Consider the following 20329-nt stretch of genomic DNA (forward strand, 5'->3'; position numbering starts at 1 on the left):
CGCGAGAGGTCGTCGCGTCTTGCCGTCTCGGGACGGTCAATCCGCTTTCTCCTTATGCGCGGGCAGGCCCTTGCGCTTGGTGGAGGCGAATTCCTCAAGCTGGTTTTCCGACATGCTGTCGACCATTTGCCTGGATGCGCCCTTGAGTTCGGATTTCTTGATTTCACCGCGCTTGGCGGCAAGTGCAGCACCTGCAGCCTTTTGCTGTGCCTTGGATTTTGCCGGCATGATCATCTCCATCCGGAGCGTTTTGCTCCTGTCCGAATGAAACCTATCGGCGCCCGGCAAGGTTCCCGGCGCATCTGACATATGGCTTTGCAATTCCTACCGAAGCGGGCTATCCCGTGGATCGGGCGGAGGGGTTTCATGAGCGGACGGCAGACAGGATGGAAAGTCGTGGTGCGCATGTTCTGCGCCGCCGCGTTGCTGTTCCTCGGGCTTGCCCATCAGGCGCCCGCTGCCGCCGAAGATAACGGCTCCGGATGGTCGGCCTATCAGTTGCCTGATGGCAGCGTCCCGACACTTTGCATTTCCATCAAGGACAGCGATGGAAAGATTGTCATCAAGCCCGGCTGCGAAGTCTGCCGCCTGGCCGGATCGATTATTCTCCCTGATCCCGATGATGGCGCATGGTTGACCGTCTCGCACGCGTTCCTGCTCAACCCGCTTGGCGAGGCTGGCGCGATCTTCGGCAACCGAACGATCATGCGCGCCAATTCTCGCGCGCCGCCGCTTTTCCTCTGATCCGTAATCATAACTCGATAGATCAATTGAGGCCGCCCATGCGGCAAGCCGGCTCTGGCAAGCATGATGCCAGATCGCCGGAGAGGAGATACCCCATGAAACACGAACGCATGATTGCCGTTGCCGCGCTGATTTTTTCCGCCACGCTTTCGCTGTCAGCGGTTAGTGCTGTCGCGCAGCAGGCCAACGATATGAACAACATGAGCGGCATGAAGATGCCGATGGATGCACCGAGCCCTGCGAAGGGAGCGGCAGCGAAAGCCGGTGATCTCGACATCAGCGGCGCTTACGTCCGCGCCATGCTGCCGGGGCAGCCGGTCGGCGGCGGCTATCTTGTCATCCACAATAGCGGTGGCAGCAACGACACGCTCGTTTCGGTCAAGTCGGCGGGCGCCGGCAAGGTCGAACTTCATGAAATGAAGATGGAAAACAACATCATGAAGATGCGGGAGCTCAAGGATGGCGTTGCCGTCCCGGCCGGTGCAACGGTCGAGCTCTCCCCGAATGGCCTGCACATGATGTTCAAGCAGGTCAAGGCGCCGTTCAAACAGGGCGGTACTGTGCCGGTCACGCTGACTTTCGAGAAGGCCGGGTCCGTCGATCTGATATTGCCGGTTTTGCCTGTTCAGGGAAACTGAGGCTTTAAGCCCAGGCCCGCGGACCAAATTTCTGCGGGCCAGTCTTCTACAAGCTAATCTTCGAGACTATTCGTTCTCGCTGTAGGCCTTGACGACCTGCTGGAAATTGGACTTGGGTTGACGGTTTCCCTCCGTCAAAAGGTCCAGTGCTACCTCGGTCGATTGGATGGTCGGTATAGCGTTTTCGATATCGCCTTCGTCGGACGCACCACCGCGCTCCTGGCGAATTTCACGAAGCCGCGCCTCGCGCGCAACAATGCTAGCCGGCGTGCGTGCAGGCTGCTTGACAGCCTCCATTGCCCAACCCGCAGTATAGGCGGAAACGGTTACGACCTCGACCATTGTTTTCGTCCAAAACGCAAATAATACGGCGGACCCTATCCTCGGCGGCTTGGTTTTCCGCTAAAGAAATCTCTCGTATTCTAACGATCTACCCAAATTGTTCTGATTCGGACCGCTCCATTGGCACACCGATAGCAACCGGATAATTCAGAAACTATGCTCCAACTTCTCCTAGTTGCAGTTGGCGGCGCAATCGGCTCTGTCCTGCGTTATTCTGTGGGCATCTGGGCCTTGCGTATCGCCGGGCCGGCTTTTCCCTGGGGAACTCTGGCGGTCAATGTCATCGGCTGTTTTCTGATCGGCGTGCTTGCTGAATTGATTACCCGGAGATATGGCGGCTCTGTCGAATTGCGCCTGTTGCTGATCACCGGCTTTCTCGGCGGGTTTACTACCTTTTCCGCCTTTTCGCTGGATACGATCGCGCTTTTCGAGCGCGGGGCACTGATGGCAGGGATCACTTACGTGGTCGCCAGCGTCGCGGTATCGCTTGCCGCGGTCGTCGCCGGTCTGGCTGTCGTTCGGTCATTCGGCTAATCCCAGGCTCCCGTCTGGTTGCAAAAAGCCCGGATTCGCACGATTCCGGTTTCCACTTTTGAGGAAAATGCTCTAAAGCGACCTTCAAAGGCAGACTTGCCGCCGCAATCCATTGAAAGAAGAAGCATGGCCGGAATTGAACATATCAAGGTCGAGCCGGACGAATCCGGTATGCGCCTCGACCGCTGGTTCAAGATTCACTATCCGGGCCTCGGATTCGGACAGTTGCAGAAACTGATGCGCTCCGGGCAGGTCCGCGTCGACGGTGGACGGGTGAAGACCGATGCCCGGGTTCAGCCGGGACAAATGGTGCGCGTGCCGCCGCTCGATGTCGATGCCAAGGTCAAGACCGGGCCGATCGCGGGCAAGGATCTCAAGCATTCCGACGATGGCGAGCTTCTGGCACGCATGCTGTTGCATGAAGACGAGAAGGTATTCGTGCTCAACAAGCCGGCTGGCCTTGCCGTCCAGGGCGGCTCAGGCCTCACGCGTCACGTCGACAAAATGCTGGAAGCCTGGACGAGCAAAAAGGGCGAAAAGCCACGTCTCGTGCATCGCCTCGACCGCGACACTTCGGGTGTTCTCGTTGTCGCGCGCACGCGCGGCGCGGCTCAGAAACTGACGGCCGCCTTCCGGGAGCGCGACACCAAGAAGACCTATTGGTCGCTGGTCAAGGGCGTGCCGCGCAAGCACGAGGACAAGATCTCGACCTGGCTGGTCAAGGAAGCAACCGCCGACGGCGACCGTATGCGGATCGCCAAGCACGGGGAGGAGGGCGCGGACCACGCGATTTCCTACTATCGTGTTGTCGAGACCGCAGCGCAGCGGCTCGCCTGGCTGGAAATGGAGCCCTATACCGGCCGCACTCACCAGCTTCGCGTTCATGCGCTGCATATGGGACATCCGATAATCGGCGATCCGAAGTATTTCGACGACGACCCGAACTGGGATTTCCCGGGAGGCATCCAGAAGCGTCTCCACCTTCACGCCCGCCATATCGATATTCCTCATCCGAATGGGGGCCGCCTGCGCGTGACCGCACCGCTGCCGCCGCACATGGTGCAGAGCTGGAACCTTTTGGGTTTCGATCTGGCTGGGATGGAAGCGGAAGAAGAATGAGGGTGATTTAGATCATGGATCCGGTTTATTTGCTTATTTGGTTGCCAGTTCTTTTGTTCTTGTTTCTCATGTTTTGGTCACGGCGGGACATGAAGAAGGTCGCCGAAGCCAATAGTGCAGCGATACAAGAGAATACGACCGCTATCCGCGAGCACATGGAAGTCCTACGCCAATATCTGGCTTTGAAGGCATCAGAAACCAAATGAAACTTGTTCTTTTCGATTGCGACGGCACCCTGGTCGACAGTGCGCGTTTGATCCATGAAGTTATGGCCCGTACCTTCGTCGCCTTCGGCCACAGGCGGCCCGATGTGGCGACGACGAAGTCGATCATCGGCCTGACGCTGGACATCGCCATTGCCAGGATGCAGGGCAAGCCCCATGTGGATGACGAAGCGATTGCGATGACCGCGCATTACAAGTCGATCTACACCGAAGTGCGGGACGAGCCCGACATGGGCACGCCGCTCTTCGACGGTATCAAGCCGCTCATCGATGGATTGGCCCAGCGCGACGAATTGCTCATCGGCGCCGTGACCGGGAAATCCCGGCGCGGGCTCACGCAGATCCTGGAAGTGCACGGTTTCACGCCCTATTTCAGAGTTTCGAGGACTGCCGACGATTGCCCTTCGAAACCTCATCCCGCCATGGTGACGGAATGCTGCAGCGAAACCGGCATGGATCCGCATGACACCATCGTTATCGGCGACGCGATCTACGACATGCAGATGGCAAAATCTGCCGGCGCGACCGCGATCGGCGTCTCCTGGGGCTACGCTTCAGTGGAAGACTTGCTTGCGGCTGGAGCCGATGCGATCGCCCACCATCCTAACGACCTGTTAAGCCATATTGTCTGAGGTGACGCCATGCGCGACCTGCTGAACGATCTCTCCGAAGGACTGAGCCACCCCGATCCGATAAGACGGGCCCAGATCCAGATGAAACGCCCTTTGCCGAAGCGTTTCTATAAGGAAGTAACGACCAGACAGGTCGAGGAAGGCTATGCTCTGGAACTCGATGGCAAGACGATCCGCACGCCTGCGCGCCTGCCATTGGTTGTTCCGACACAGGCGCTGGCCACGCTCGCTGCCGCCGAGTGGCAGCAGCAGAAGGATGTGATCGATCCCTCGACCATGCCGGTCACCCGACTGCTCAACACGGCTCTCGATGGCGTCGCAACGGATACCCAAGCGGTGTTCGAGGATATTCTCCGCTTTTCCTCGACCGATCTGCTTTGCTACCGGGCCGAGGGACCGGAAGGACTTGTGGCGCGGCAGTCGGAACGCTGGGATCCGGTCATGGATTGGGCGGCCAATAGCCTCGGTGCCCGTTTCATCCTGATCGAAGGCGTTATCCATCAGGAGCAGCCGCGCGAGGCGACGGCGGCCTTTGCCGTAAACCTGCGGAAATACGATACACCGCTCGAACTCGCGAGCCTGCATACGATCACGACGCTGACTGGTTCCGCGATCCTTGCACTTGCTTTCGCCGAGGGATTTTTGCCCTTGGACGAAGCATGGTCGCTCGCCCATCTCGATGAGGATTGGACCATTGAACATTGGGGCAGCGACGAAGAAGCGGAACAGCGACGGGCGATGCGTTTCAAGGAATTTCAGGCGGCAACAGACGTTTTTTCAGCGCTTCGAAGCTGATTGCTGTTGATTTGCAGGTGATTATGGCCAAGTCTACGGCGCGACGGGGTCATATTGGGATACGAATCATGAATGGGCTGATGCCACGCATGTGGCGAATGCTTTTAGTGTGCTTTAGCTTGACGGCTTGCAACAGCTTGTTGACCAAGGACCCGCCTGCGCCGGTCTACGATGTCCGAAGCGCCACTGTCGTGGCCGATCCGACGATCTCGCCCCAGCTTCTCTCCGCGGTTACTCAGCGTGTAAATGCCGCCATTGCGGCAACCACACGCCCGTCTCCGATGCCGCAGGTTTCGCTGAACATTCGCATTGCCAGCGTCGAAAAGGCACAGGGAATCCAGCAGGACCGCAATGTGGCGAAGGTCAATATCGATGCGACGTCGATCGAAAGCGGCTCGGTAATCGGAATTGCATCTTTTGAGACGACGACCATAGCGCCGGACCCGGCCGGTGTGGACGAAATGATGGCCGAGGACATAGCTGCGCGCGTCCGTTCCACCTTTGCGCTCAATACGCCTCCACTCGGCAGTTGAGTTTCGGCTTCCTTCGCGGGGCGAAGGGTCTTGCCTCTTCAAACCCTGCTGGTCGCATGGTAAGCCGGGTCAGCGGAGAAGAGGGTCGTCATGAAGGAAATCCTGCAGGAACTTGAGCGTCGTCGTGAAATTGCCCGTAAGGGCGGCGGCGAAGCGCGCATCGATGCGCAGCACAAGCGCGGCAAGCTGACGGCGCGGGAGCGCATCGAGCTGTTTCTGGACGAGGGCTCCTTTGAAGAGTTCGATATGTTCGTCGAGCACCGTTCGACCGATTTCGGCATGGAGAACAGCAAGATTGCCGGCGACGGCGTCGTAACCGGATGGGGCACCGTCAACGGCCGCACCATTTTCGTCTTTGCCAAGGATTTCACCGTTTTCGGCGGTTCGCTCTCGGAAGCGCACGCCGAGAAGATCATCAAGGTGCAGGATATGGCGCTCAAGAACAGAGCGCCGATCATCGGCATCTACGATGCCGGTGGCGCGCGCATCCAGGAAGGGGTGGCCGCACTCGGCGGCTATGCGGAAGTCTTTCAGCGGAATGTGCTGTCCTCGGGCGTCATTCCCCAGATCTCGATCATCATGGGTCCCTGCGCAGGCGGCGACGTCTACTCGCCGGCCATGACCGATTTCATCTTCATGGTGCGCGATACGTCCTACATGTTCGTGACCGGCCCGGATGTGGTCAAGACCGTCACCAACGAGACCGTCACGGCGGAGGAACTCGGCGGCGCGTCCGTGCATACCGTCAAATCATCGATCGCGGACGCGGCTTACGACAACGACCTGGACACCTTGCTGCAGGTGCGCAGGCTGATCGACTTCCTGCCGCTGTCGAACACGGCGCCGATACCCGAGATCGAATGTTACCAATCGGTGACCGACATGGACATGTCGCTCGATACGCTCATCCCGGCCAACGCCAACAAGCCCTACGACATCAAGGAACTGATCCTGAAGACCGCCGACGAGGGCGACTTCTTCGAGATCCAGGCAAGCTTTGCGAAGAATATCGTCTGTGGCTTTGGCCGCATCGAGGGATCAACAGTCGGCTTCGTCGCCAACCAGCCGATGGTGCTAGCTGGCGTGCTGGACAGCGATGCGTCGCGCAAGGCGGCACGTTTCGTGCGCTTCTGCGATTGCTTTAACATTCCGATCGTAACCTTTGTCGACGTACCCGGCTTCCTGCCCGGAACTGCACAGGAATATGGCGGCCTGATCAAGCATGGTGCGAAGCTGCTCTTTGCCTATGCGGAAGCAACAGTGCCGAAGCTTACCGTCATCACGCGCAAGGCCTTCGGCGGCGCTTACGACGTCATGGCGTCTAAGCATCTGCGCGGTGACATCAACTATGCCTGGCCGACGGCGCAGATTGCGGTCATGGGCGCCAAGGGCGCCGTCGAGATCATCTTCCGCAAGGATATCGCCGATCCGGAGAAAATTTCCGCGCATACGAAAATGTATGAGGACCGCTTCCTCTCGCCCTTCGTCGCGGCTGAAAGGGGCTATGTCGACGAGGTTATCATGCCGCATTCGACACGTCGTCGTCTTGCACGTGGTCTCAGAATGTTGCGCAACAAGGATCTGTCGAACCCCTGGAAGAAGCACGACAACATTCCTCTGTGACCACAAGTCGCGGATTTTACACGAAAATTTGATGCGGTGTCAGAAGCTTTGTATTCACGAATTCTACAGTGCAGGCTAATTCGGAGGCGAAGACGCAAAAACTGGAGATTCTTATGGCACTTTTCGACGGCTTGAACAAATATCAGCCTTACGCCTTGACCGTACTTCGTATCATGACCGGTCTGCAGTATATCGAGCACGGCACGCAGAAGCTTTTCGGCTTCCCGTCCGGCGGCCCTGCAACGCTCAGCGGCCTCTATCTGACCCAGGGTATCCTCGAAGCATTTGGCGGCTTGCTGATCGCTCTCGGCCTGTTCACGCGCCCGGTCGCCTTCATCCTTTGCGGCAATATGGCGGTCGCCTATTTCATGGCCCATTTTCCGAAAAGCTTCTTCCCGGCCCTGAATGGCGGCGACGCCGCCATCCTGTTCTGCTTCGTATTCATGTACCTGTTCTTCGCCGGCCCCGGCCTGCTGGCGCTCGACAATCGCAAGAAGTAATCGCTTTCGCCGGGTTCAGGCAGCAAGCTTGAGCCCGGCGATGCCTGCAACGATCAGGCCGATGCAAACGATCCTCACCACCGTTGCGGGATCGCCCAGAAGGCAAATGCCGAGGATGACGGTGCCCACCGTGCCGATACCTGTCCACACTGCGTAAGCAGTTCCGATCGGAAGCGTCTTGACGGCCAGACCGAGCAGGGCGACGCTGGCAACCATCGACAACAGCGTCAGCGTAGTGGGAAGGGGGCGGGAAAATCCGTCCGTGAATTTCAGTCCGACGGCCCAGCCGATTTCAAAAAGACCAGCCAGGAAAAGCAGAAACCAAGCCATTCTTCGCTCCGTTCAAAAGAGCGAGGCCGTCCCCGCGGTCGGTCAACGGGCCTCAAGCCCGCCGTCGCAGCCGTCTGCGATTATGGACATATGCTTCGCCCGGTTTCCATTTGCAAGATAGAGTGGCGCCGAAAGGCGCACCACCCGATCTATGCCAACCGCTCGGCGTGCCATTGCAGATGATCGTCCATGAAGGTCGACACGAAATAGTAGGAATGATCGTAGCGCTCATGCATCCGCATCATCAGATTGATATCTGTACCCTTCACGGCCTCCTCGAACAGCCAGGGACGCAGGCCGGTCTCGAGATAGCCGTCGGCCTTTCCCTGGTCGATGAGGAATTCGGGAAAGCGTGCACCATCCTTGACTAGGGCGCAGGCGTCGTATTGACGCCACTTCGTCTGGTCTTCGCCGAGATATTTCTCATAGGCATCCATCGACCAATCAGCGGTCATCGGCTCGACGATCGGCGCAAATGCGCTGCAGCTCTTAAAACGGTCCGGATTTTTCAGGGCGATGGTCAACGCGCCGTGACCGCCCATCGAAAAGCCGAAAATGCCCTGCCGGCTCATGTCCATCCGGAAGTGCTGGCTGACGAGAGCGGGCAGTTCCTGCGTGATGTAGCTGTACATCTGGAAATTCCGCGCCCAAGGCGTCTCGGTTGCGTCGAGATAGAAGCCAGCTCCCTTGCCCATCTGCCAGTTGGTGATCTCGTCGGGCACATCGCTGCCGCGCGGGCTGGTATCGGGCGTTACGACAATGAGGCCGAGTTCCGAAGCCATACGGCGGTACTCGCCTTTTTCCATGACGTTGGCATGGGTGGAGGTAAGGCCGGAGAGGAACCAGACGACGGGGCAGGGGTCGGTGATCGCCTTCGGCGGCACGTAAACGCCGAAGGTCATCTCGCAATTGCAGGTCTCGGAGGGATGGGAATAGACGCCCTGCATGCCACCGTAAGCGGTATTTTGGGAAAGGACTTTCATATCTGGCCTCCAGTGGGTGGGGTCATCGCTTTTGCTCGCCGGCAAAGCCGGTCGAAGGTTTCCAGAAATTGGGAGCGGTCGCGCGGCGAGAAGGCGGCATTATAGCCCTTGCTCTCGCCGGTTTCCCGAAGATGCGCGCCGAGATCGCGCATGGCGGTCGCCATGCCGATATTGGCCTTGTCGAAAATCCGGCCTGTCGGCCCTGTCACCATCGCGCCTGTGGCAACGCATCGCCCGGCAAGCGGCACGTCTGCGGTCACCACGACGTCCCCCTCGCCAGCGCGTTCCGCGATCCAGTTATCCGCCGCATCGAAGGCGTTGGATACGATAACGTTGTGGACCATCGGATCACGCGACGGCCGCAAGCCGGAATTGGCAACGAAGGTCACCTCGATACCGTGGCGCTCTGCGACCTTGAGAATTTCCGGCTTCACCGGACAAGCGTCCGCATCGACAAAGATCATGAGATGGCAATCTGTTTCATGGGTAGAGCTCTGTGCGCCCCGATGGAGGCACAGAGCAGTTCGGTATTCCCCAATAGCCTTGGAATCGCTTGAGGTTCAAGACACTGGTTTACTCTCTCAGCGTTCCGGCCTTCTTGGCAACCCAGGTCGAAATGGCGTCCATCAAGGTCGGATTGAGGCAGTCATATGGCTCCAGGCCGAGTTCCTTGAGCTTTGAGCGAACGCCCGCCATTGCGGACGGCGGCGTGCCCGTTTCGATGATCGAGGACACGAAGGCCGCGAAACCGGGGGCCGGCCATCCGCTTTCTTGAAAGCGTTCGGGGTGCACAAAGGAAAGGCCTGTGAAGGCGTGGTCCCGCTCGACCGGCCCATACATGTGCACACCGCACCCCGTGCAGGCATGGCGCTGGATCAGGGCGCTGGGATCGACAACCTTCAACTTGTCGCCGTTTTCCAGAACGCTGACCTTGTCCGTCGGTGCGACGGCGACGATGGAAAAGGCCGCGCCTTCGGGCTTCCAGCATTTCGAACAACCGCAGGCGTGGTTGTGCAGCACCGAGCCTTCGATCCTGACTTTCACCGGTCGATCGGCGCAGGCGCAGACCAATGTCCCGCCGTTGAAATTCGCCTGGCCTGCCTTCACCCCGCCATTCAGGGCGGGGTGTATCGATACTTGACTTGGCATGCTCTGCTCCTCCTCCTTGGTCGCCTGCGGCCTCCCAAATCAGGATCGATTTGCCAAAAGATCGCAGGCTATTTCAAAGCCGCGTCGCCTTGCCGTGTTCTCCTCAATACAGCACGACGCTGCGGATGCTTTCTCCGGAATGCATCAGTTCAAAGCCCTTGTTGATGTCTTGGAGCGGCATCGTATGGGTGATCATCGGGTCGATCTGGATCTTGCCTTCCATGTACCAGTCGACGATCTTCGGAACGTCGGTGCGGCCGCGCGCACCGCCGAAGGCGGTGCCCATCCAGGAGCGGCCGGTCACCAGCTGGAAGGGGCGGGTGGAAATTTCCTGGCCGGCACCGGCGACGCCAATAACGACGGACTTGCCCCAGCCACGATGCGAGGCTTCCAGCGCCTGGCGCATGACCTTGGTGTTGCCGGTGCAGTCGAATGTGTAGTCGGCTCCGCCGATCTGATCGGCGCCGCGCTTCGTCATGTTGACGAGGTAAGGCACGATATCGTCGCCAACCTCCTTCGGATTGACGAAATGCGTCATGCCGAATCGCTCGCCCCATGGCTTCTTGTCGTTGTTGAGATCGACGCCGATGATCATGTCGGCACCGGCGAGCTTCAGGCCCTGAATGACGTTGAGGCCGATGCCGCCCAAGCCGAAGACGATGGCGGTTGCGCCTATCTCGACCTTGGCGGTGTTGATGACGGCGCCGATGCCCGTCGTCACACCGCAGCCGATGTAGCAGATCTTGTCGAAGGGTGCGTCCGGATTGACCTTGGCGACGGCGATCTCCGGCAGAACCGTGTAATTGGCGAAGGTCGAGCAGCCCATGTAGTGATGGATCTTGTCCCTGCCGATCGAGAAGCGCGAGGTACCGTCGGGCATCAGGCCCTGGCCCTGGGTCGAACGGATAGCCGTGCAAAGATTGGTCTTGCGCGACAGGCAGGAGGGGCACTCGCGGCACTCGGGCGTATAGAGCGGGATGACATGGTCGCCCTTCTTCACGGAAGTAACGCCTGGGCCGACATCGACCACGATTCCAGCGCCTTCGTGGCCGAGGATCGCGGGAAACAGACCTTCCGGATCGGCGCCCGAAAGCGTGAAATCGTCCGTGTGGCAGATGCCCGTCGCCTTGACTTCGATCAGCACTTCGCCGGCTTTCGGGCCTTCGAGCTGAACCGTCATGATTTCAAGCGGTTTTCCTGCCTGCACGGCAACGGCGGCGCGCACGTCCATGGTCGTCTGTCTCCCTAATGATTTGATTGTTTTGATTTTGGCATGGCGTGACTGACCCGCTCAAGCAAAAAACGGGGGGGCCGTCATGTTTCTTTTATCGCCAGCCTTGGTTGTCAGAACAACCGATGCGCCGAATAGATGATCGCATAGGCGTGGATCATCACGGCCGCATAGAGACCGAAGCCGATCAGCATGCGTTCGGCGCCGGTCATCTCCTCCAGTTTCTCCTTCGGTTTGACGGAGCGTGCGCCGATGAGGCTCAGCAACGTGAATACGGCAAGGCCGGCAAGCAGTGCGACTGATGGCACATGGATCTGCCAGCCGACCCAGAGAATGATGAATGTGATCCCGAAGCTGGCGCAAAGCAGTGAAAGACGGCTTCTGAAGGCCTGCCTGAGGATCTGTCCGCCATCAAAGCGGTACATCGGCAGCAGATTGAGGAGATTGAAGGCGCCGAGGATCAACAGGAACGTCAGGATAGGCAGAGAGAGTAGCTCCGAAATCGCGCCTCTCGCTGACATGTCGTGGGCGGCGATAAGGATTGGCACGAGGAAAGCCGACATGCCCGGACCCATCAGGGCGCAAGTGGCCACCTCGAAGAGGCTATTGTAGGGCCGCCCACCAATGGCGATTCCGCCGAGGAGCGGTACGAATATCATTCTGACCCAGGTGTGACCGAAGGTGCGGTAGGCCGCCATATGGCCCAGCTCGTGCAGGACAATCACCAGTGTCAGGAAGGTGGAGATCATTAGACCACCGATCGTCAAGCCGAAGAAGGGCCAGAGAATAAGCGTCGAGATGACCGCCAGGGCAGTTTGCATCAGGGGATGCTCGAAGTGGCCGTTGGGTTTTGATTTCCCGGTTTCAATCCAGCTTTCAAGCGCACGCATTTCCCGACGCAGGACGAAATAGCGAAAGAGCAGGAAGGCAAGGCCCCGATACCGGTCGGTCTGCTCCACCAGCAGCGTTGTACCACCCTCCGACAGGCTAACCTCGCGCCTTTCTCGATAATTCCTCCAGAAGCCGGCATCGAGTGTGCTGTCGTCGATGATGCGCGCGCTGTAGGCCCGACCCTCCGGCGTTGCGGCGACGGGTTCGACTGCGAGCAGACGGCGAATCGGTTCACCGTGCCGGTCGAGATGGGCGTAGGTCTGCTCGACCACGCCCGGGCGATTTTTTAGGGCACGGCTGCTTATGACGGAATGATGCCAATCGGCTTCCTCGCCTGCCGGATCGATTGCTCGCCAGATGGCCTCGGGTGCTGTCTGAAATGTCCGGCGAACGCGGATCGTACGCCTTCCGATAGGGGCGGCCATCAATAGCCAGAGGATGCCGAGATTGAGGCTAAGCAGCAGAAGTGCTGAAAGAAGCGGCGACATCGAAAGCTCCCGCGGATGATTTCCACCCGCATGTCCCCAATTATCGCCGATTACCCTTAAGCGAAGTGAGAAGGAATTTCGTGCAATTCTAATCGAATGCGGACCAACGGATCAGGCGAATTCCATGATGACGGCATCGACGGCAAGACTCTCACCCGGCTTTGTCTGGATCTTGCCGACGACAAGATCGCGCTCGGCCCGCAGCACGTTTTCCATCTTCATGGCTTCAACGACCGCGAGGGTCTCCCCGGCCTTGACTTCCTGTCCCTCGGCGACCGCGATCGAGACGACGAGACCTGGCATGGGGCAGAGCAGGAGCTTCGACGTATCCGGCGGGAGCTTTACCGGCATCAGCCTGTCGAGGTCCGCCTGTCTCGGCGTGAATATCCGGGCCTTGACCGACAGTCCCTGCCAATCGATGCGCAACCCGTTCAGGAAGGGACGTATCTGTGCGGTGATCTTCCTGCCGCCGACGCTTCCGCTCCAGACCGCGTCGCCAGGTCTCCAGTCAGTGACAACCGATGTAACCGCCCCGCCAATCTCCATGTCCATCTCGAAGGGAATGGTGATCAGGCCATCGAGCAATTTCAGCGAGAGATATTCGTCGCCGAGCTTGACGACCCAGTCATCGCGCAAAGGGCCTGCCGCCGGGCGCAGTCGGTCGGCATGGCGTTCGCGACGATTGCCCTCGACCAGGCTGCAGGAGAGCGCGATTGCAGCAAGTGCTGCCGCTTCATCACCATCCGGAGACATGGGGGCGAAGCCTTCGGGATATTCCTCGGCGATGAAGCCGGTCGAGAGACGGCCTTCACGCCAGCGCGGATGTTTCATCAGGGCAGACAGGAAGGGAACATTGTGTTCGATGCCGTCGACGACGAAGCCATCCAGTGCCTCGCCCATGGCATCGATCGCCTCGATCCGCGTCGGCGCCCATGTGCAGAGCTTCGCGATCATCGGATCGTAGTACATTGAGATTTCGGCACCCTCGAAGACGCCGGTATCGTTGCGGATGATACGACCGTCGGTTTTCCCTTCCTGTGGAGGGCGATAGCGAGTGAGGCGGCCGATCGACGGCAGGAAATTGCGATAGGGGTCCTCGGCGTAGAGGCGGCTTTCGATCGCCCAGCCGTTCAGCTTGATGTCCTTTTGCGAGAAAGGAAGTTTCTCACCGGCGGCGACGCGGATCATCTGTTCCACGAGGTCGATGCCTGTCACCAGTTCGGTGACAGGGTGTTCGACCTGAAGCCGGGTGTTCATTTCGAGGAAGTAGAAATTCCGATCCTTGTCGACGATGAACTCGACAGTGCCCGCGCTCTGGTAATCCACCGCCTTGGCGAGCGCTACCGATTGTTCGCCCATCGCCTTTCGCGTCGCCTCGTCAAGGAAGGGCGAGGGCGCCTCTTCGGCGACCTTCTGGTTTCGGCGCTGGATCGAACATTCGCGCTCGCAGAGATAGACGGCATTGCCATGCGCATCCGCGAGAACCTGAATTTCGATGTGACGCGGTTCAACGACATATTTCTCGATGAAGACGCGGTCGTCACCGAAGGAGCTCCTGGCCTCGGAGCGGGCGCGATCGAAGCCGTCGCGCACTTCCGCCTCGCTCCAGGCGATGCGCATGCCTTTTCCGCCACCGCCGGCAGAGGCCTTGATCATCACGGGATAGCCGATCTCTCCGGCGATCTTTTCGGCGTGATCGGCATCCTCGATAACGCCGAGATAGCCGGGAACCGTCGAAACCTTGGCGGCACTTGCAAACTTCTTCGATTCGATCTTGTCTCCCATGGCGGTGATTGCCTTGGGTTTCGGACCAATGAAGATGATGCCTTCCTTCTCCAGCGCTTCGCAGAAGGAGGCGCGCTCGGATAGAAAGCCATAGCCCGGGTGGACGGCTTCGGCGCCGGTCTCCTTGCAGGCGGCGATGATCTTTACGGCAACGAGATAGCTCTCGACCGCAGGAGCGGCGCCAATATGGACCGCCTCGTCGGCCATCTCCACATGCAGGGCATCCCGATCGGCATCGGAATAGACGGCGACCGTCGCAATTCCCATACGACGCGCAGTCTTGATCACGCGGCAAGCGATCTCGCCGCGGTTTGCGATCAGGATTTTCTTGAACATGAAAGCTCCGCCCAACTCATCTCTGGCTAACGTTTAAGCCACAAATCGATTGTCGGTTCAACGTATCAAACCGGGGCGCGGACTTTAAAGGTCCGCGCCCCCAGAGACTTTCCGCCTGCTCCGCTAAATCGCGCCCTGTATCGTGAGCATCGCATCGGGCACCCGCAGCCAGCGGCTGACTGTCGGCCTGTCTTCGCTGCGGATGATGATCGCATCCAGGAGATCGTCCCATCCGGGGTGATTGAAGTTGCTCTTCGTTGCCGCGGCTATCCGCTCCAGTACCGCGATCTTGAGCGGCGAGAGGGCAAGACGCCCTGCGTCACGCTTGCTGCGCAGTATCCGGCAGATGTAGTCGAGGTCGTGCCGCGTGATGCCGGGACGCGTAATCGGGCGGGTAAGGGCATAGGCGCCTACACCCTCTTCGATCGCAACGCGCAACTGGTCCAGCGCAAAAGCGCCGAGTTCCGGAGGCACGTTCGAGGAAGCCTCAATCACATTCAGGATCAATCTCAGCTCCAGCGGCGAGTTCACCACGCCATCGGTCGAGAGCAGTCGTACCAACCATGCGACATTGATCTCGTCCAGCGATCCCTGTGGGTAGCTGTAATGAACAATGAACTCGGTCAGCGCTTCAATGAAGAAGGCGTCCCATTCGTCGCATTTTTCCGGGCAGGAATTCTGCAGTGCCATGAGGACGAGAACATCGTCGGACGTTCTGAGTCCAAGGGGAAAAGTATAATTTCTCAAAAATAATACGTCATCGGCCGCCAGCCGACTCTTTCCGGCAATTAAATGCGCCGGAAAAGATTGGCGGAGTTCGCTCATCTTTTTATCTCCAGGCCTCATCATGAAGCCGGCCGTGATCTACTCGCTTCAAATTGAAGAAGCTTCAACGAGCGCAGTTAACCACCAGCATCCCCAATCAGGAAGATTTGAGCGATTGGGACTGCACGCGCTCGCGCCAGATTATGAACAGACCCGAACCGACGATGATAAGGATGCCGATCCATTTCGAGAGATTCGGGAAATCGCCGAAGAGCGCATAGCCGAGCACCGTTGCCGAGATGATTTCGAAATACTGGAACGGCGCCAGCAAAGACAGGGGCGCAAGGCGGAAGGCCCGCACCACGAGCATATGGGCATAGCCCGAAATCGAGCCGAGAATCAGAAGCAGAACGAGGCCGAGCCAGGAAGCGGGCAGGGAGGGGACAAAGTCCGTGCCGCCCATCGCGGATCCGACCCACAACGCCACGGCCATGAAGATGGTGCCACCGACGCCCGCCATCGTCTGCATGGTCAGAGGCGAATCCGCTTCGCCGATCGCACGGTTCATGAAGAGATAGACTGCGTAAAGGAAAGCACATGCGACCGGCAGCAGAGCTTTCCATCCAAAGATCTCGAAGCTCGGCTGGATCACGATCATTGCCCCGCCAAAGCCGATAATAATGGCGAGCCACCGGCGCCAGCCGACCTTGTCGCCCAGGAAGGCTGCCGAGAGTGCCGCCAGGATGAAGGGCTCGACAAAATAGATGGCGAAAACGTCGGCAAGCGGCATGTATTTGACGGCGACGAAGAACAGCAGGCTCGCCGCCCCGTGCAGCGCCCCGCGAAGGATGTTCATCCAGGGACGCTTTGCGGAAAGTGCCGAAGCGCCCGTCATCGTAAAGAGCAGCGGCAGGGTGCAGACGAGCTGGAAAAAGAAGCGATAGAAGGTCACCTGTCCCGGCGACATGTTTTCGAAGGTCGCCATGTATTTGGCAATAGCGTCCATGGTTGGGAGAATAATCATGGCGCTTGCCATGATGGTCATGCCTTGCAACGGATTTTGCGTGGTCTCGGCGGTAGCGATAGAGGACATGATCGACCCGGTTTCCTAATGATGTCATCAAACACGGGATTGTCTTGCGATCAAGCAGGCGCGGTTCATCCATCAGCTTCTCGATTGCGCCAGGGCACGAGCCAGGAAATCACCGGCTGACGACTTCATTCCATTCCGCAGGCCGCAATGGGGTGGCGGCGTGACGCTCTAAGACCTATCTGTGCCGTCGAGATCCGATAGAAGACAATGAGACGTGCAAAGAACTGTCGGCCGTAAGCCCTGGAAGGATGCACCGAATGTTGAAGACTGAGCAGCAGGTCAACGTTTTTTCCGATGAAGGCGATGATACGCTCGGCGGACGCCTGTCTTCGGCACGCGACGCCGCCGGCATCAGTACAGGCTCCCTTGCCAATCAGCTCGGCGTCCAGGAAGAGACCGTGGTTGCCTGGGAATCCGACCGATCCGAACCGCGTCCATCCCTTCTCCTTGATCTCGCAGGCATCTTCGGCGTCTCTCCTATCTGGCTGATGACCGGCGCCGGCGAGGGGCCTGCGGAAATGACCGATGAACGCGCGCTGGAGGCGGTGAAGATCGAGCTCTCGCGGCTTCAATCGGCCTACAAGGATATGGGGCGTCTCATAGAGGCCACCAATCGGCAGCTGGAAAAGCTGGATTATCAGCTGAAGCTTCGCAACGTCGGCAAGGGTGTTGCGCACTAAAGCGCGACGCGATCTCCAGGATTCGCTTGCTGTGCTTTAGGTCTTTGTTCTTGCATGTCGTTGTCGCAAAATCGCTGCACACTTTTGCGCGACATGCTTTAGCGCCGGATAATTTCAGATCGAATCGATCGAAAGTCCGGGAGTTGCCTCCAGTTCGGCCTTAGGCACAGGTCTTATGCGGAACGCTCGGTAGCGGTTTCGCCAAAAATCGATTCGAAGGCTTGACGCAGGCGGATATCGGCGTCCGCCATCATGATCGGCAGACCGAGATCGACGAGACTGGTCACCCCGTATGCGGAAATTCCGCACGGCACGATTCCGGAGAAATGGCTGAGGTCGGGATCGACGTTCAGCGACAGGCCGTGAAACGTCACCCATTTGCGCAGACGTATGCCCAGAGCCGCTACCTTGTCCTCGGACATGGTGCCATCCGGCAGGAGCGGTTTTTCCGGGCGCCGCACCCAGACGCCTACCCGGTCCTCGCGACGCTCGCCACGGACATTCATCGATTCGAGCGTGCGAATGATCACTTCTTCAAGCGCTGCCACGAAGGCCCGGACATCCTGCCGACGGCGTTTCAGGTCAAGCATGACGTAGGCCACACGCTGGCCGGGACCGTGATAGGTATACTGGCCGCCCCGGCCGGTGGAAAAAACGGGGAAGCGCTCCTTCTCGATCAGATCGGCAGCGTCCGCACTCGTTCCCGCCGTATAGAGCGGCGGATGTTCCAGCAGCCAGACAAGTTCCTGCGTTCGGCCGTCCGCTATATCAGCCACTTCCCGTTCCATGGTCGCCACGGCCTCTTCGTAGGGGACGAGGCCATCGGCGATACGCCAACGGACCGGCGGGGAGCCGGCGAGGGGAAACATGGAATGTTCGAGATCGGTGCGTAGCATGGGAAGCCCTTTGTCGCCTGATCCGACGCAGGACATTCTAAAAATCCGCACGCGCCAGACAGTTCGGTTCCTATATGGCGGCTTTTGAAGCGCAATTCAAACACCTGTGAAAACTCGTAAAAAAATCTGTCATATCGCTCTTGTGCCCCCCGAATGCTTTTGCTACATGCTGCCCCGCCGGCACAAATCGGCACCTACCACGATGCGGTCGTGGCGGAATTGGTAGACGCGCAGCGTTGAGGTCGCTGTGGGGCAACCCGTGGAAGTTCGAGTCTTCTCGACCGCACCAACTTTTCCAGCTGTATGATTCATACAGCTTTTTGCGACGCAAGATGCGATCGTTTTTTGATCACCCCGATCGATATATAAACTAACAGTAGTAGACGCCTGCGGCGCAGCGCCGGGCCGTGCGTCGCGCGACACCGGCCACGCTGACCGGTGTCAGGGGTCGACCGATTCGCGCCTCGGCGACTGTGATCATGCCGCTCACGCCCGGGATTGCGAGTCGCTCGCCGACGTCCAATCCGACTGCGGCGATGACTGCGGCAAACAGAAGAACTCTGACTCTAGCTGGAATAGTCATTTCTTGCCCTCCACCCTGAACTCTGTTGGCAGCTCGTCGACGTTACCGAGCTTTTCGATGTCCACCTGTTGCGCCGAGGTCGCATTCTTGAAGGCATAGTCGTCGGCCGTGGCATCATCTCCCGCCTTCCAGTCGGTGATCTGGATGCTGTATTGCGGGGCCTGATCGACATCCTTTGCCGTGATCACGTATCTGCACGGGTAGGGATGGTCGCCCTGGGCGATCCAGATCTGCCAATCGACTTCCTTGTTCCGAAAAGCGAGGTGGTCGCATTCGGTCCCGCCGATCACGCCGCTACCAAGATCCTTGATGTCAGTGACACCGTGCATGAGTTCACCATAGACATCAGGCAGCAGAAGATCGGCTCCGGGCAGGGGTCTATGGAGCTTGTCTCTCAATTCGTCGACCAAATGATCGATCGTTCCTGGAACGTCGACCTGCGTGTAGAGATTGGCGTCCTTGCCGAGCAGCGTCAGCGTCTTACCGTCGAAGAGGAGTTCGACATTGGCGAACCCGCCCGAGCGCGTCACGCGAATCTTGTCTGGACGATTAACCTCCATCTTACCGGAACTGGCCAGCAGCAGCTTTTGGTGATCCTTGGTGACGACTTCAAGGTTCGTATCGTAGGAGAAGGACATTGTCTTCTGCGATGCCATATAGTCGGACATCGCCTTGAGAAGGTTCTTGGCATCGGCCTCTCCGGCCTTTGCTCCGGATGTCCCTCCGGACAGCAGTGCGGCCGCTGTCAGAAGGATGGTAGCGGTCGTAAGCGCGAGTGTTTTGCGGGCTGGTTTCTGCATCGTCTATCTCCCTCAGTTTTCTATGGCCACTTATCGGCCGAAACGGACCGCTTACGCGTTACGCACGAGCGGGTCGTGCGATGAGGACATTTCAGACTGGGGACGATGCTACACTCCCAATCGCGCGCACGCGCGTAACATACAGTATGATCTATGACGCAAGACGCGTGATACGGCTCCCATTCGTGCACGTGGTGTGTGTCTCGGCCGCCCTGGATCGCACGGGCGTCGCGTTAACCTTCCCGGCATTTAACATTAGAAAATTGCGATATAGAGAGTATCGTAGCGAATACAACTATAAGACTAAGGGAACGGAGGAGCGCATGTCTCGTGGAGAGGACGATGTCGAATATCGGGGATCGTTGTTTTCAGCCTTTGTCGAAGATCACAAAGGATTCGGTTTATATCGTGATGAAGAGCAGCAGGATGACGTCAGGCGTCGAAGACGCTCACAGCTTGTCCTGTCGATCATTCTTCTTATGGTTTTGGCAATCGCCGGGGGCTGGTGGCTGCATGTTCAGGCCACACCACCGCTCGACAAGATCACCACTACCAGCGTGAGATAAATCGGCGCGGAAGAAGCGGCTCTTTCGTCTACCGATTGACAATTACAGTAGCGAGGTCAATAGTTTCCG

General features: G+C 58.6%; 25 protein-coding genes and 1 tRNA gene. 12 read left to right on the forward strand and 14 right to left on the reverse strand.

The window, feature by feature from the left end:
- Positions 1 to 36 precede the first annotated feature (36 nt).
- Entirely contained in the window at positions 37 to 228 is a 192-nt protein-coding gene (locus tag EV561_RS22885) for a DUF3008 family protein (RefSeq protein ID WP_132524751.1), read from the reverse strand.
- Between the two features lie 138 nt (positions 229 to 366).
- On the opposite strand from EV561_RS22885, the gene EV561_RS22890 reads away from it, so the two are divergent.
- Both EV561_RS22890 and EV561_RS22895 read left to right on the forward strand, forming a co-directional pair.
- Complete coding sequence (locus tag EV561_RS22890; protein ID WP_132524753.1) at positions 367 to 744, forward strand: hypothetical protein; 378 nt, start codon at positions 367 to 369, stop codon at positions 742 to 744.
- A gap of 95 nt (positions 745 to 839) precedes the next feature.
- Positions 840 to 1382, forward strand: coding sequence for a copper chaperone PCu(A)C (locus EV561_RS22895; RefSeq protein ID WP_132524755.1), 543 nt, complete (start codon positions 840 to 842; stop codon positions 1380 to 1382).
- Between the two features lie 66 nt (positions 1383 to 1448).
- Here EV561_RS22895 and EV561_RS22900 read toward each other — a convergent pair whose 3' ends face one another.
- Positions 1449 to 1724 (reverse strand): hypothetical protein, encoded by a 276-nt coding sequence (locus EV561_RS22900; RefSeq protein WP_132524757.1) that lies wholly within the window; start codon positions 1722 to 1724, stop codon positions 1449 to 1451.
- A 156-nt stretch (positions 1725 to 1880) separates the two neighbouring features.
- Here EV561_RS22900 and crcB point away from each other — a divergent pair, with 156 nt between their 5' ends.
- The 7 genes from crcB (at position 1881) to EV561_RS22935 (ending at position 7684) form a co-directional block, all read left to right on the forward strand.
- On the forward strand, positions 1881 to 2258 hold the full coding sequence (crcB, locus tag EV561_RS22905; RefSeq protein WP_132524759.1) for a fluoride efflux transporter CrcB: 378 nt from the start codon (positions 1881 to 1883) through the stop codon (positions 2256 to 2258).
- Between the two features lie 126 nt (positions 2259 to 2384).
- Positions 2385 to 3377: an RluA family pseudouridine synthase gene (locus EV561_RS22910; protein WP_132524761.1), complete on the forward strand. Its 993-nt coding sequence runs from the start codon at positions 2385 to 2387 to the stop codon at positions 3375 to 3377.
- 202 nt (positions 3378 to 3579) lie between these two features.
- On the forward strand, positions 3580 to 4233 hold the full coding sequence (locus EV561_RS22915; RefSeq protein WP_132524763.1) for an HAD-IA family hydrolase: 654 nt from the start codon (positions 3580 to 3582) through the stop codon (positions 4231 to 4233).
- A gap of 9 nt (positions 4234 to 4242) precedes the next feature.
- Positions 4243 to 5028, forward strand: coding sequence for an ATP12 family chaperone protein (locus EV561_RS22920; protein ID WP_132524765.1), 786 nt, complete (start codon positions 4243 to 4245; stop codon positions 5026 to 5028).
- 140 nt (positions 5029 to 5168) lie between these two features.
- Positions 5169 to 5561 carry a hypothetical protein gene (locus EV561_RS22925; protein WP_348633751.1) on the forward strand — a complete coding sequence of 131 codons (393 nt, stop codon included), beginning with the start codon at positions 5169 to 5171 and terminating at the stop codon, positions 5559 to 5561.
- A 90-nt stretch (positions 5562 to 5651) separates the two neighbouring features.
- Positions 5652 to 7184: an acyl-CoA carboxylase subunit beta gene (locus EV561_RS22930; protein WP_132524768.1), complete on the forward strand. Its 1533-nt coding sequence runs from the start codon at positions 5652 to 5654 to the stop codon at positions 7182 to 7184.
- A 113-nt stretch (positions 7185 to 7297) separates the two neighbouring features.
- Positions 7298 to 7684 carry a DoxX family protein gene (locus EV561_RS22935; RefSeq protein WP_132524770.1) on the forward strand — a complete coding sequence of 129 codons (387 nt, stop codon included), beginning with the start codon at positions 7298 to 7300 and terminating at the stop codon, positions 7682 to 7684.
- A 15-nt stretch (positions 7685 to 7699) separates the two neighbouring features.
- On the opposite strand, the gene sugE is transcribed toward EV561_RS22935, so the two are convergent.
- The 9 genes from sugE to EV561_RS22980 all read right to left on the reverse strand — a co-directional run bounded on the left by sugE (position 7700) and on the right by EV561_RS22980 (position 16735).
- The gene (sugE, locus tag EV561_RS22940; RefSeq protein WP_132524772.1) at positions 7700 to 8014 is read right to left on the reverse strand and encodes a quaternary ammonium compound efflux SMR transporter SugE; all 315 of its coding nucleotides are present in this window, start codon (positions 8012 to 8014) and stop codon (positions 7700 to 7702) included.
- A 149-nt stretch (positions 8015 to 8163) separates the two neighbouring features.
- Positions 8164 to 8997: an S-formylglutathione hydrolase gene (fghA, locus tag EV561_RS22945; protein ID WP_132524774.1), complete on the reverse strand. Its 834-nt coding sequence runs from the start codon at positions 8995 to 8997 to the stop codon at positions 8164 to 8166.
- Positions 8994 to 9461, reverse strand: a complete 468-nt coding sequence (locus EV561_RS22950) for a YaiI/YqxD family protein (RefSeq protein ID WP_132524776.1) — start codon at positions 9459 to 9461, stop codon at positions 8994 to 8996. The genes fghA and EV561_RS22950 overlap by 4 nt, the downstream gene beginning before the upstream one ends.
- 109 nt (positions 9462 to 9570) lie before the next feature.
- Positions 9571 to 10146: an S-(hydroxymethyl)glutathione synthase gene (gene gfa, locus EV561_RS22955; protein ID WP_132524778.1), complete on the reverse strand. Its 576-nt coding sequence runs from the start codon at positions 10144 to 10146 to the stop codon at positions 9571 to 9573.
- 103 nt (positions 10147 to 10249) lie between these two features.
- Positions 10250 to 11377 carry an S-(hydroxymethyl)glutathione dehydrogenase/class III alcohol dehydrogenase gene (locus tag EV561_RS22960; protein ID WP_132524780.1) on the reverse strand — a complete coding sequence of 376 codons (1128 nt, stop codon included), beginning with the start codon at positions 11375 to 11377 and terminating at the stop codon, positions 10250 to 10252.
- A gap of 113 nt (positions 11378 to 11490) precedes the next feature.
- The gene (locus tag EV561_RS22965) at positions 11491 to 12756 is read right to left on the reverse strand and encodes a hypothetical protein (protein ID WP_132524782.1); all 1266 of its coding nucleotides are present in this window, start codon (positions 12754 to 12756) and stop codon (positions 11491 to 11493) included.
- A 111-nt stretch (positions 12757 to 12867) separates the two neighbouring features.
- On the reverse strand, positions 12868 to 14877 hold the full coding sequence (locus EV561_RS22970) for an acetyl/propionyl/methylcrotonyl-CoA carboxylase subunit alpha (RefSeq protein ID WP_132524784.1): 2010 nt from the start codon (positions 14875 to 14877) through the stop codon (positions 12868 to 12870).
- 123 nt (positions 14878 to 15000) lie between these two features.
- The gene (locus EV561_RS22975) at positions 15001 to 15702 is read right to left on the reverse strand and encodes a hypothetical protein (protein ID WP_132524786.1); all 702 of its coding nucleotides are present in this window, start codon (positions 15700 to 15702) and stop codon (positions 15001 to 15003) included.
- Between the two features lie 97 nt (positions 15703 to 15799).
- Positions 15800 to 16735 carry a DMT family transporter gene (locus tag EV561_RS22980; protein WP_132524788.1) on the reverse strand — a complete coding sequence of 312 codons (936 nt, stop codon included), beginning with the start codon at positions 16733 to 16735 and terminating at the stop codon, positions 15800 to 15802.
- A gap of 257 nt (positions 16736 to 16992) precedes the next feature.
- Between EV561_RS22980 and EV561_RS22985 the strand changes: the two genes are divergently transcribed.
- A complete protein-coding gene (locus tag EV561_RS22985) occupies positions 16993 to 17415 on the forward strand; it encodes a helix-turn-helix transcriptional regulator (protein ID WP_132524790.1) in 423 nt (140 codons plus the stop codon).
- A 173-nt stretch (positions 17416 to 17588) separates the two neighbouring features.
- Here EV561_RS22985 and lipB read toward each other — a convergent pair whose 3' ends face one another.
- Positions 17589 to 18311: a lipoyl(octanoyl) transferase LipB gene (gene lipB / locus EV561_RS22990; protein WP_132524792.1), complete on the reverse strand. Its 723-nt coding sequence runs from the start codon at positions 18309 to 18311 to the stop codon at positions 17589 to 17591.
- 204 nt (positions 18312 to 18515) lie between these two features.
- On the opposite strand from lipB, the gene EV561_RS22995 reads away from it, so the two are divergent.
- A tRNA-Leu gene (locus EV561_RS22995) sits at positions 18516 to 18600 on the forward strand.
- 81 nt (positions 18601 to 18681) lie between these two features.
- Here the strand turns inward: EV561_RS22995 and EV561_RS23000 are convergent.
- Positions 18682 to 18894: a hypothetical protein gene (locus EV561_RS23000; protein WP_132524794.1), complete on the reverse strand. Its 213-nt coding sequence runs from the start codon at positions 18892 to 18894 to the stop codon at positions 18682 to 18684.
- The gene (locus tag EV561_RS23005) at positions 18891 to 19694 is read right to left on the reverse strand and encodes a DUF2092 domain-containing protein (RefSeq protein ID WP_132524796.1); all 804 of its coding nucleotides are present in this window, start codon (positions 19692 to 19694) and stop codon (positions 18891 to 18893) included. The genes EV561_RS23000 and EV561_RS23005 overlap by 4 nt, the downstream gene beginning before the upstream one ends.
- Positions 19695 to 20017: 323 nt before the next feature.
- Between EV561_RS23005 and EV561_RS23010 the strand changes: the two genes are divergently transcribed.
- Entirely contained in the window at positions 20018 to 20260 is a 243-nt protein-coding gene (locus EV561_RS23010) for a hypothetical protein (RefSeq protein ID WP_132524798.1), read from the forward strand.
- The last annotated feature ends 69 nt before the right edge of the window (positions 20261 to 20329 follow it).

The sequence above is a fragment of the Rhizobium sp. BK376 genome (assembly GCF_004341625.1).
GTDB lineage: Bacteria > Pseudomonadota > Alphaproteobacteria > Rhizobiales > Rhizobiaceae > Rhizobium.

Bases quoted from the DNA above. Each gene is read 5' to 3' on its own strand.
- EV561_RS22890 (WP_132524753.1), top strand. From the start codon at position 367: ATGAGCGGACGGCAGACAGGATGGAAAGTCGTGGTGCGCATGTTCTGC.
- EV561_RS22910 (WP_132524761.1), top strand. From the start codon at position 2,385: ATGGCCGGAATTGAACATATCAAGGTCGAGCCGGACGAATCCGGTATG.
- EV561_RS22885 (WP_132524751.1), bottom strand. From the start codon at position 228: ATGCCGGCAAAATCCAAGGCACAGCAAAAGGCTGCAGGTGCTGCACTT.
- EV561_RS22935 (WP_132524770.1), top strand. From the start codon at position 7,298: ATGGCACTTTTCGACGGCTTGAACAAATATCAGCCTTACGCCTTGACC.
- EV561_RS23005 (WP_132524796.1), bottom strand. From the start codon at position 19,694: ATGCAGAAACCAGCCCGCAAAACACTCGCGCTTACGACCGCTACCATC.
- EV561_RS22900 (WP_132524757.1), bottom strand. From the start codon at position 1,724: ATGGTCGAGGTCGTAACCGTTTCCGCCTATACTGCGGGTTGGGCAATG.
- EV561_RS22960 (WP_132524780.1), bottom strand. From the start codon at position 11,377: ATGGACGTGCGCGCCGCCGTTGCCGTGCAGGCAGGAAAACCGCTTGAA.
- EV561_RS23000 (WP_132524794.1), bottom strand. From the start codon at position 18,894: ATGACTATTCCAGCTAGAGTCAGAGTTCTTCTGTTTGCCGCAGTCATC.
- EV561_RS22980 (WP_132524788.1), bottom strand. From the start codon at position 16,735: ATGTCCTCTATCGCTACCGCCGAGACCACGCAAAATCCGTTGCAAGGC.
- crcB (WP_132524759.1), top strand. From the start codon at position 1,881: ATGCTCCAACTTCTCCTAGTTGCAGTTGGCGGCGCAATCGGCTCTGTC.
- gfa (WP_132524778.1), bottom strand. From the start codon at position 10,146: ATGCCAAGTCAAGTATCGATACACCCCGCCCTGAATGGCGGGGTGAAG.
- lipB (WP_132524792.1), bottom strand. From the start codon at position 18,311: ATGCTACGCACCGATCTCGAACATTCCATGTTTCCCCTCGCCGGCTCC.
- EV561_RS22930 (WP_132524768.1), top strand. From the start codon at position 5,652: ATGAAGGAAATCCTGCAGGAACTTGAGCGTCGTCGTGAAATTGCCCGT.
- EV561_RS22950 (WP_132524776.1), bottom strand. From the start codon at position 9,461: ATGATCTTTGTCGATGCGGACGCTTGTCCGGTGAAGCCGGAAATTCTC.
- EV561_RS22895 (WP_132524755.1), top strand. From the start codon at position 840: ATGAAACACGAACGCATGATTGCCGTTGCCGCGCTGATTTTTTCCGCC.
- EV561_RS22965 (WP_132524782.1), bottom strand. From the start codon at position 12,756: ATGTCGCCGCTTCTTTCAGCACTTCTGCTGCTTAGCCTCAATCTCGGC.
- EV561_RS22970 (WP_132524784.1), bottom strand. From the start codon at position 14,877: ATGTTCAAGAAAATCCTGATCGCAAACCGCGGCGAGATCGCTTGCCGC.
- EV561_RS23010 (WP_132524798.1), top strand. From the start codon at position 20,018: ATGTCTCGTGGAGAGGACGATGTCGAATATCGGGGATCGTTGTTTTCA.
- EV561_RS22920 (WP_132524765.1), top strand. From the start codon at position 4,243: ATGCGCGACCTGCTGAACGATCTCTCCGAAGGACTGAGCCACCCCGAT.
- fghA (WP_132524774.1), bottom strand. From the start codon at position 8,997: ATGAAAGTCCTTTCCCAAAATACCGCTTACGGTGGCATGCAGGGCGTC.
- sugE (WP_132524772.1), bottom strand. From the start codon at position 8,014: ATGGCTTGGTTTCTGCTTTTCCTGGCTGGTCTTTTTGAAATCGGCTGG.
- EV561_RS22985 (WP_132524790.1), top strand. From the start codon at position 16,993: ATGTTGAAGACTGAGCAGCAGGTCAACGTTTTTTCCGATGAAGGCGAT.
- EV561_RS22975 (WP_132524786.1), bottom strand. From the start codon at position 15,702: ATGAGCGAACTCCGCCAATCTTTTCCGGCGCATTTAATTGCCGGAAAG.
- EV561_RS22915 (WP_132524763.1), top strand. From the start codon at position 3,580: ATGAAACTTGTTCTTTTCGATTGCGACGGCACCCTGGTCGACAGTGCG.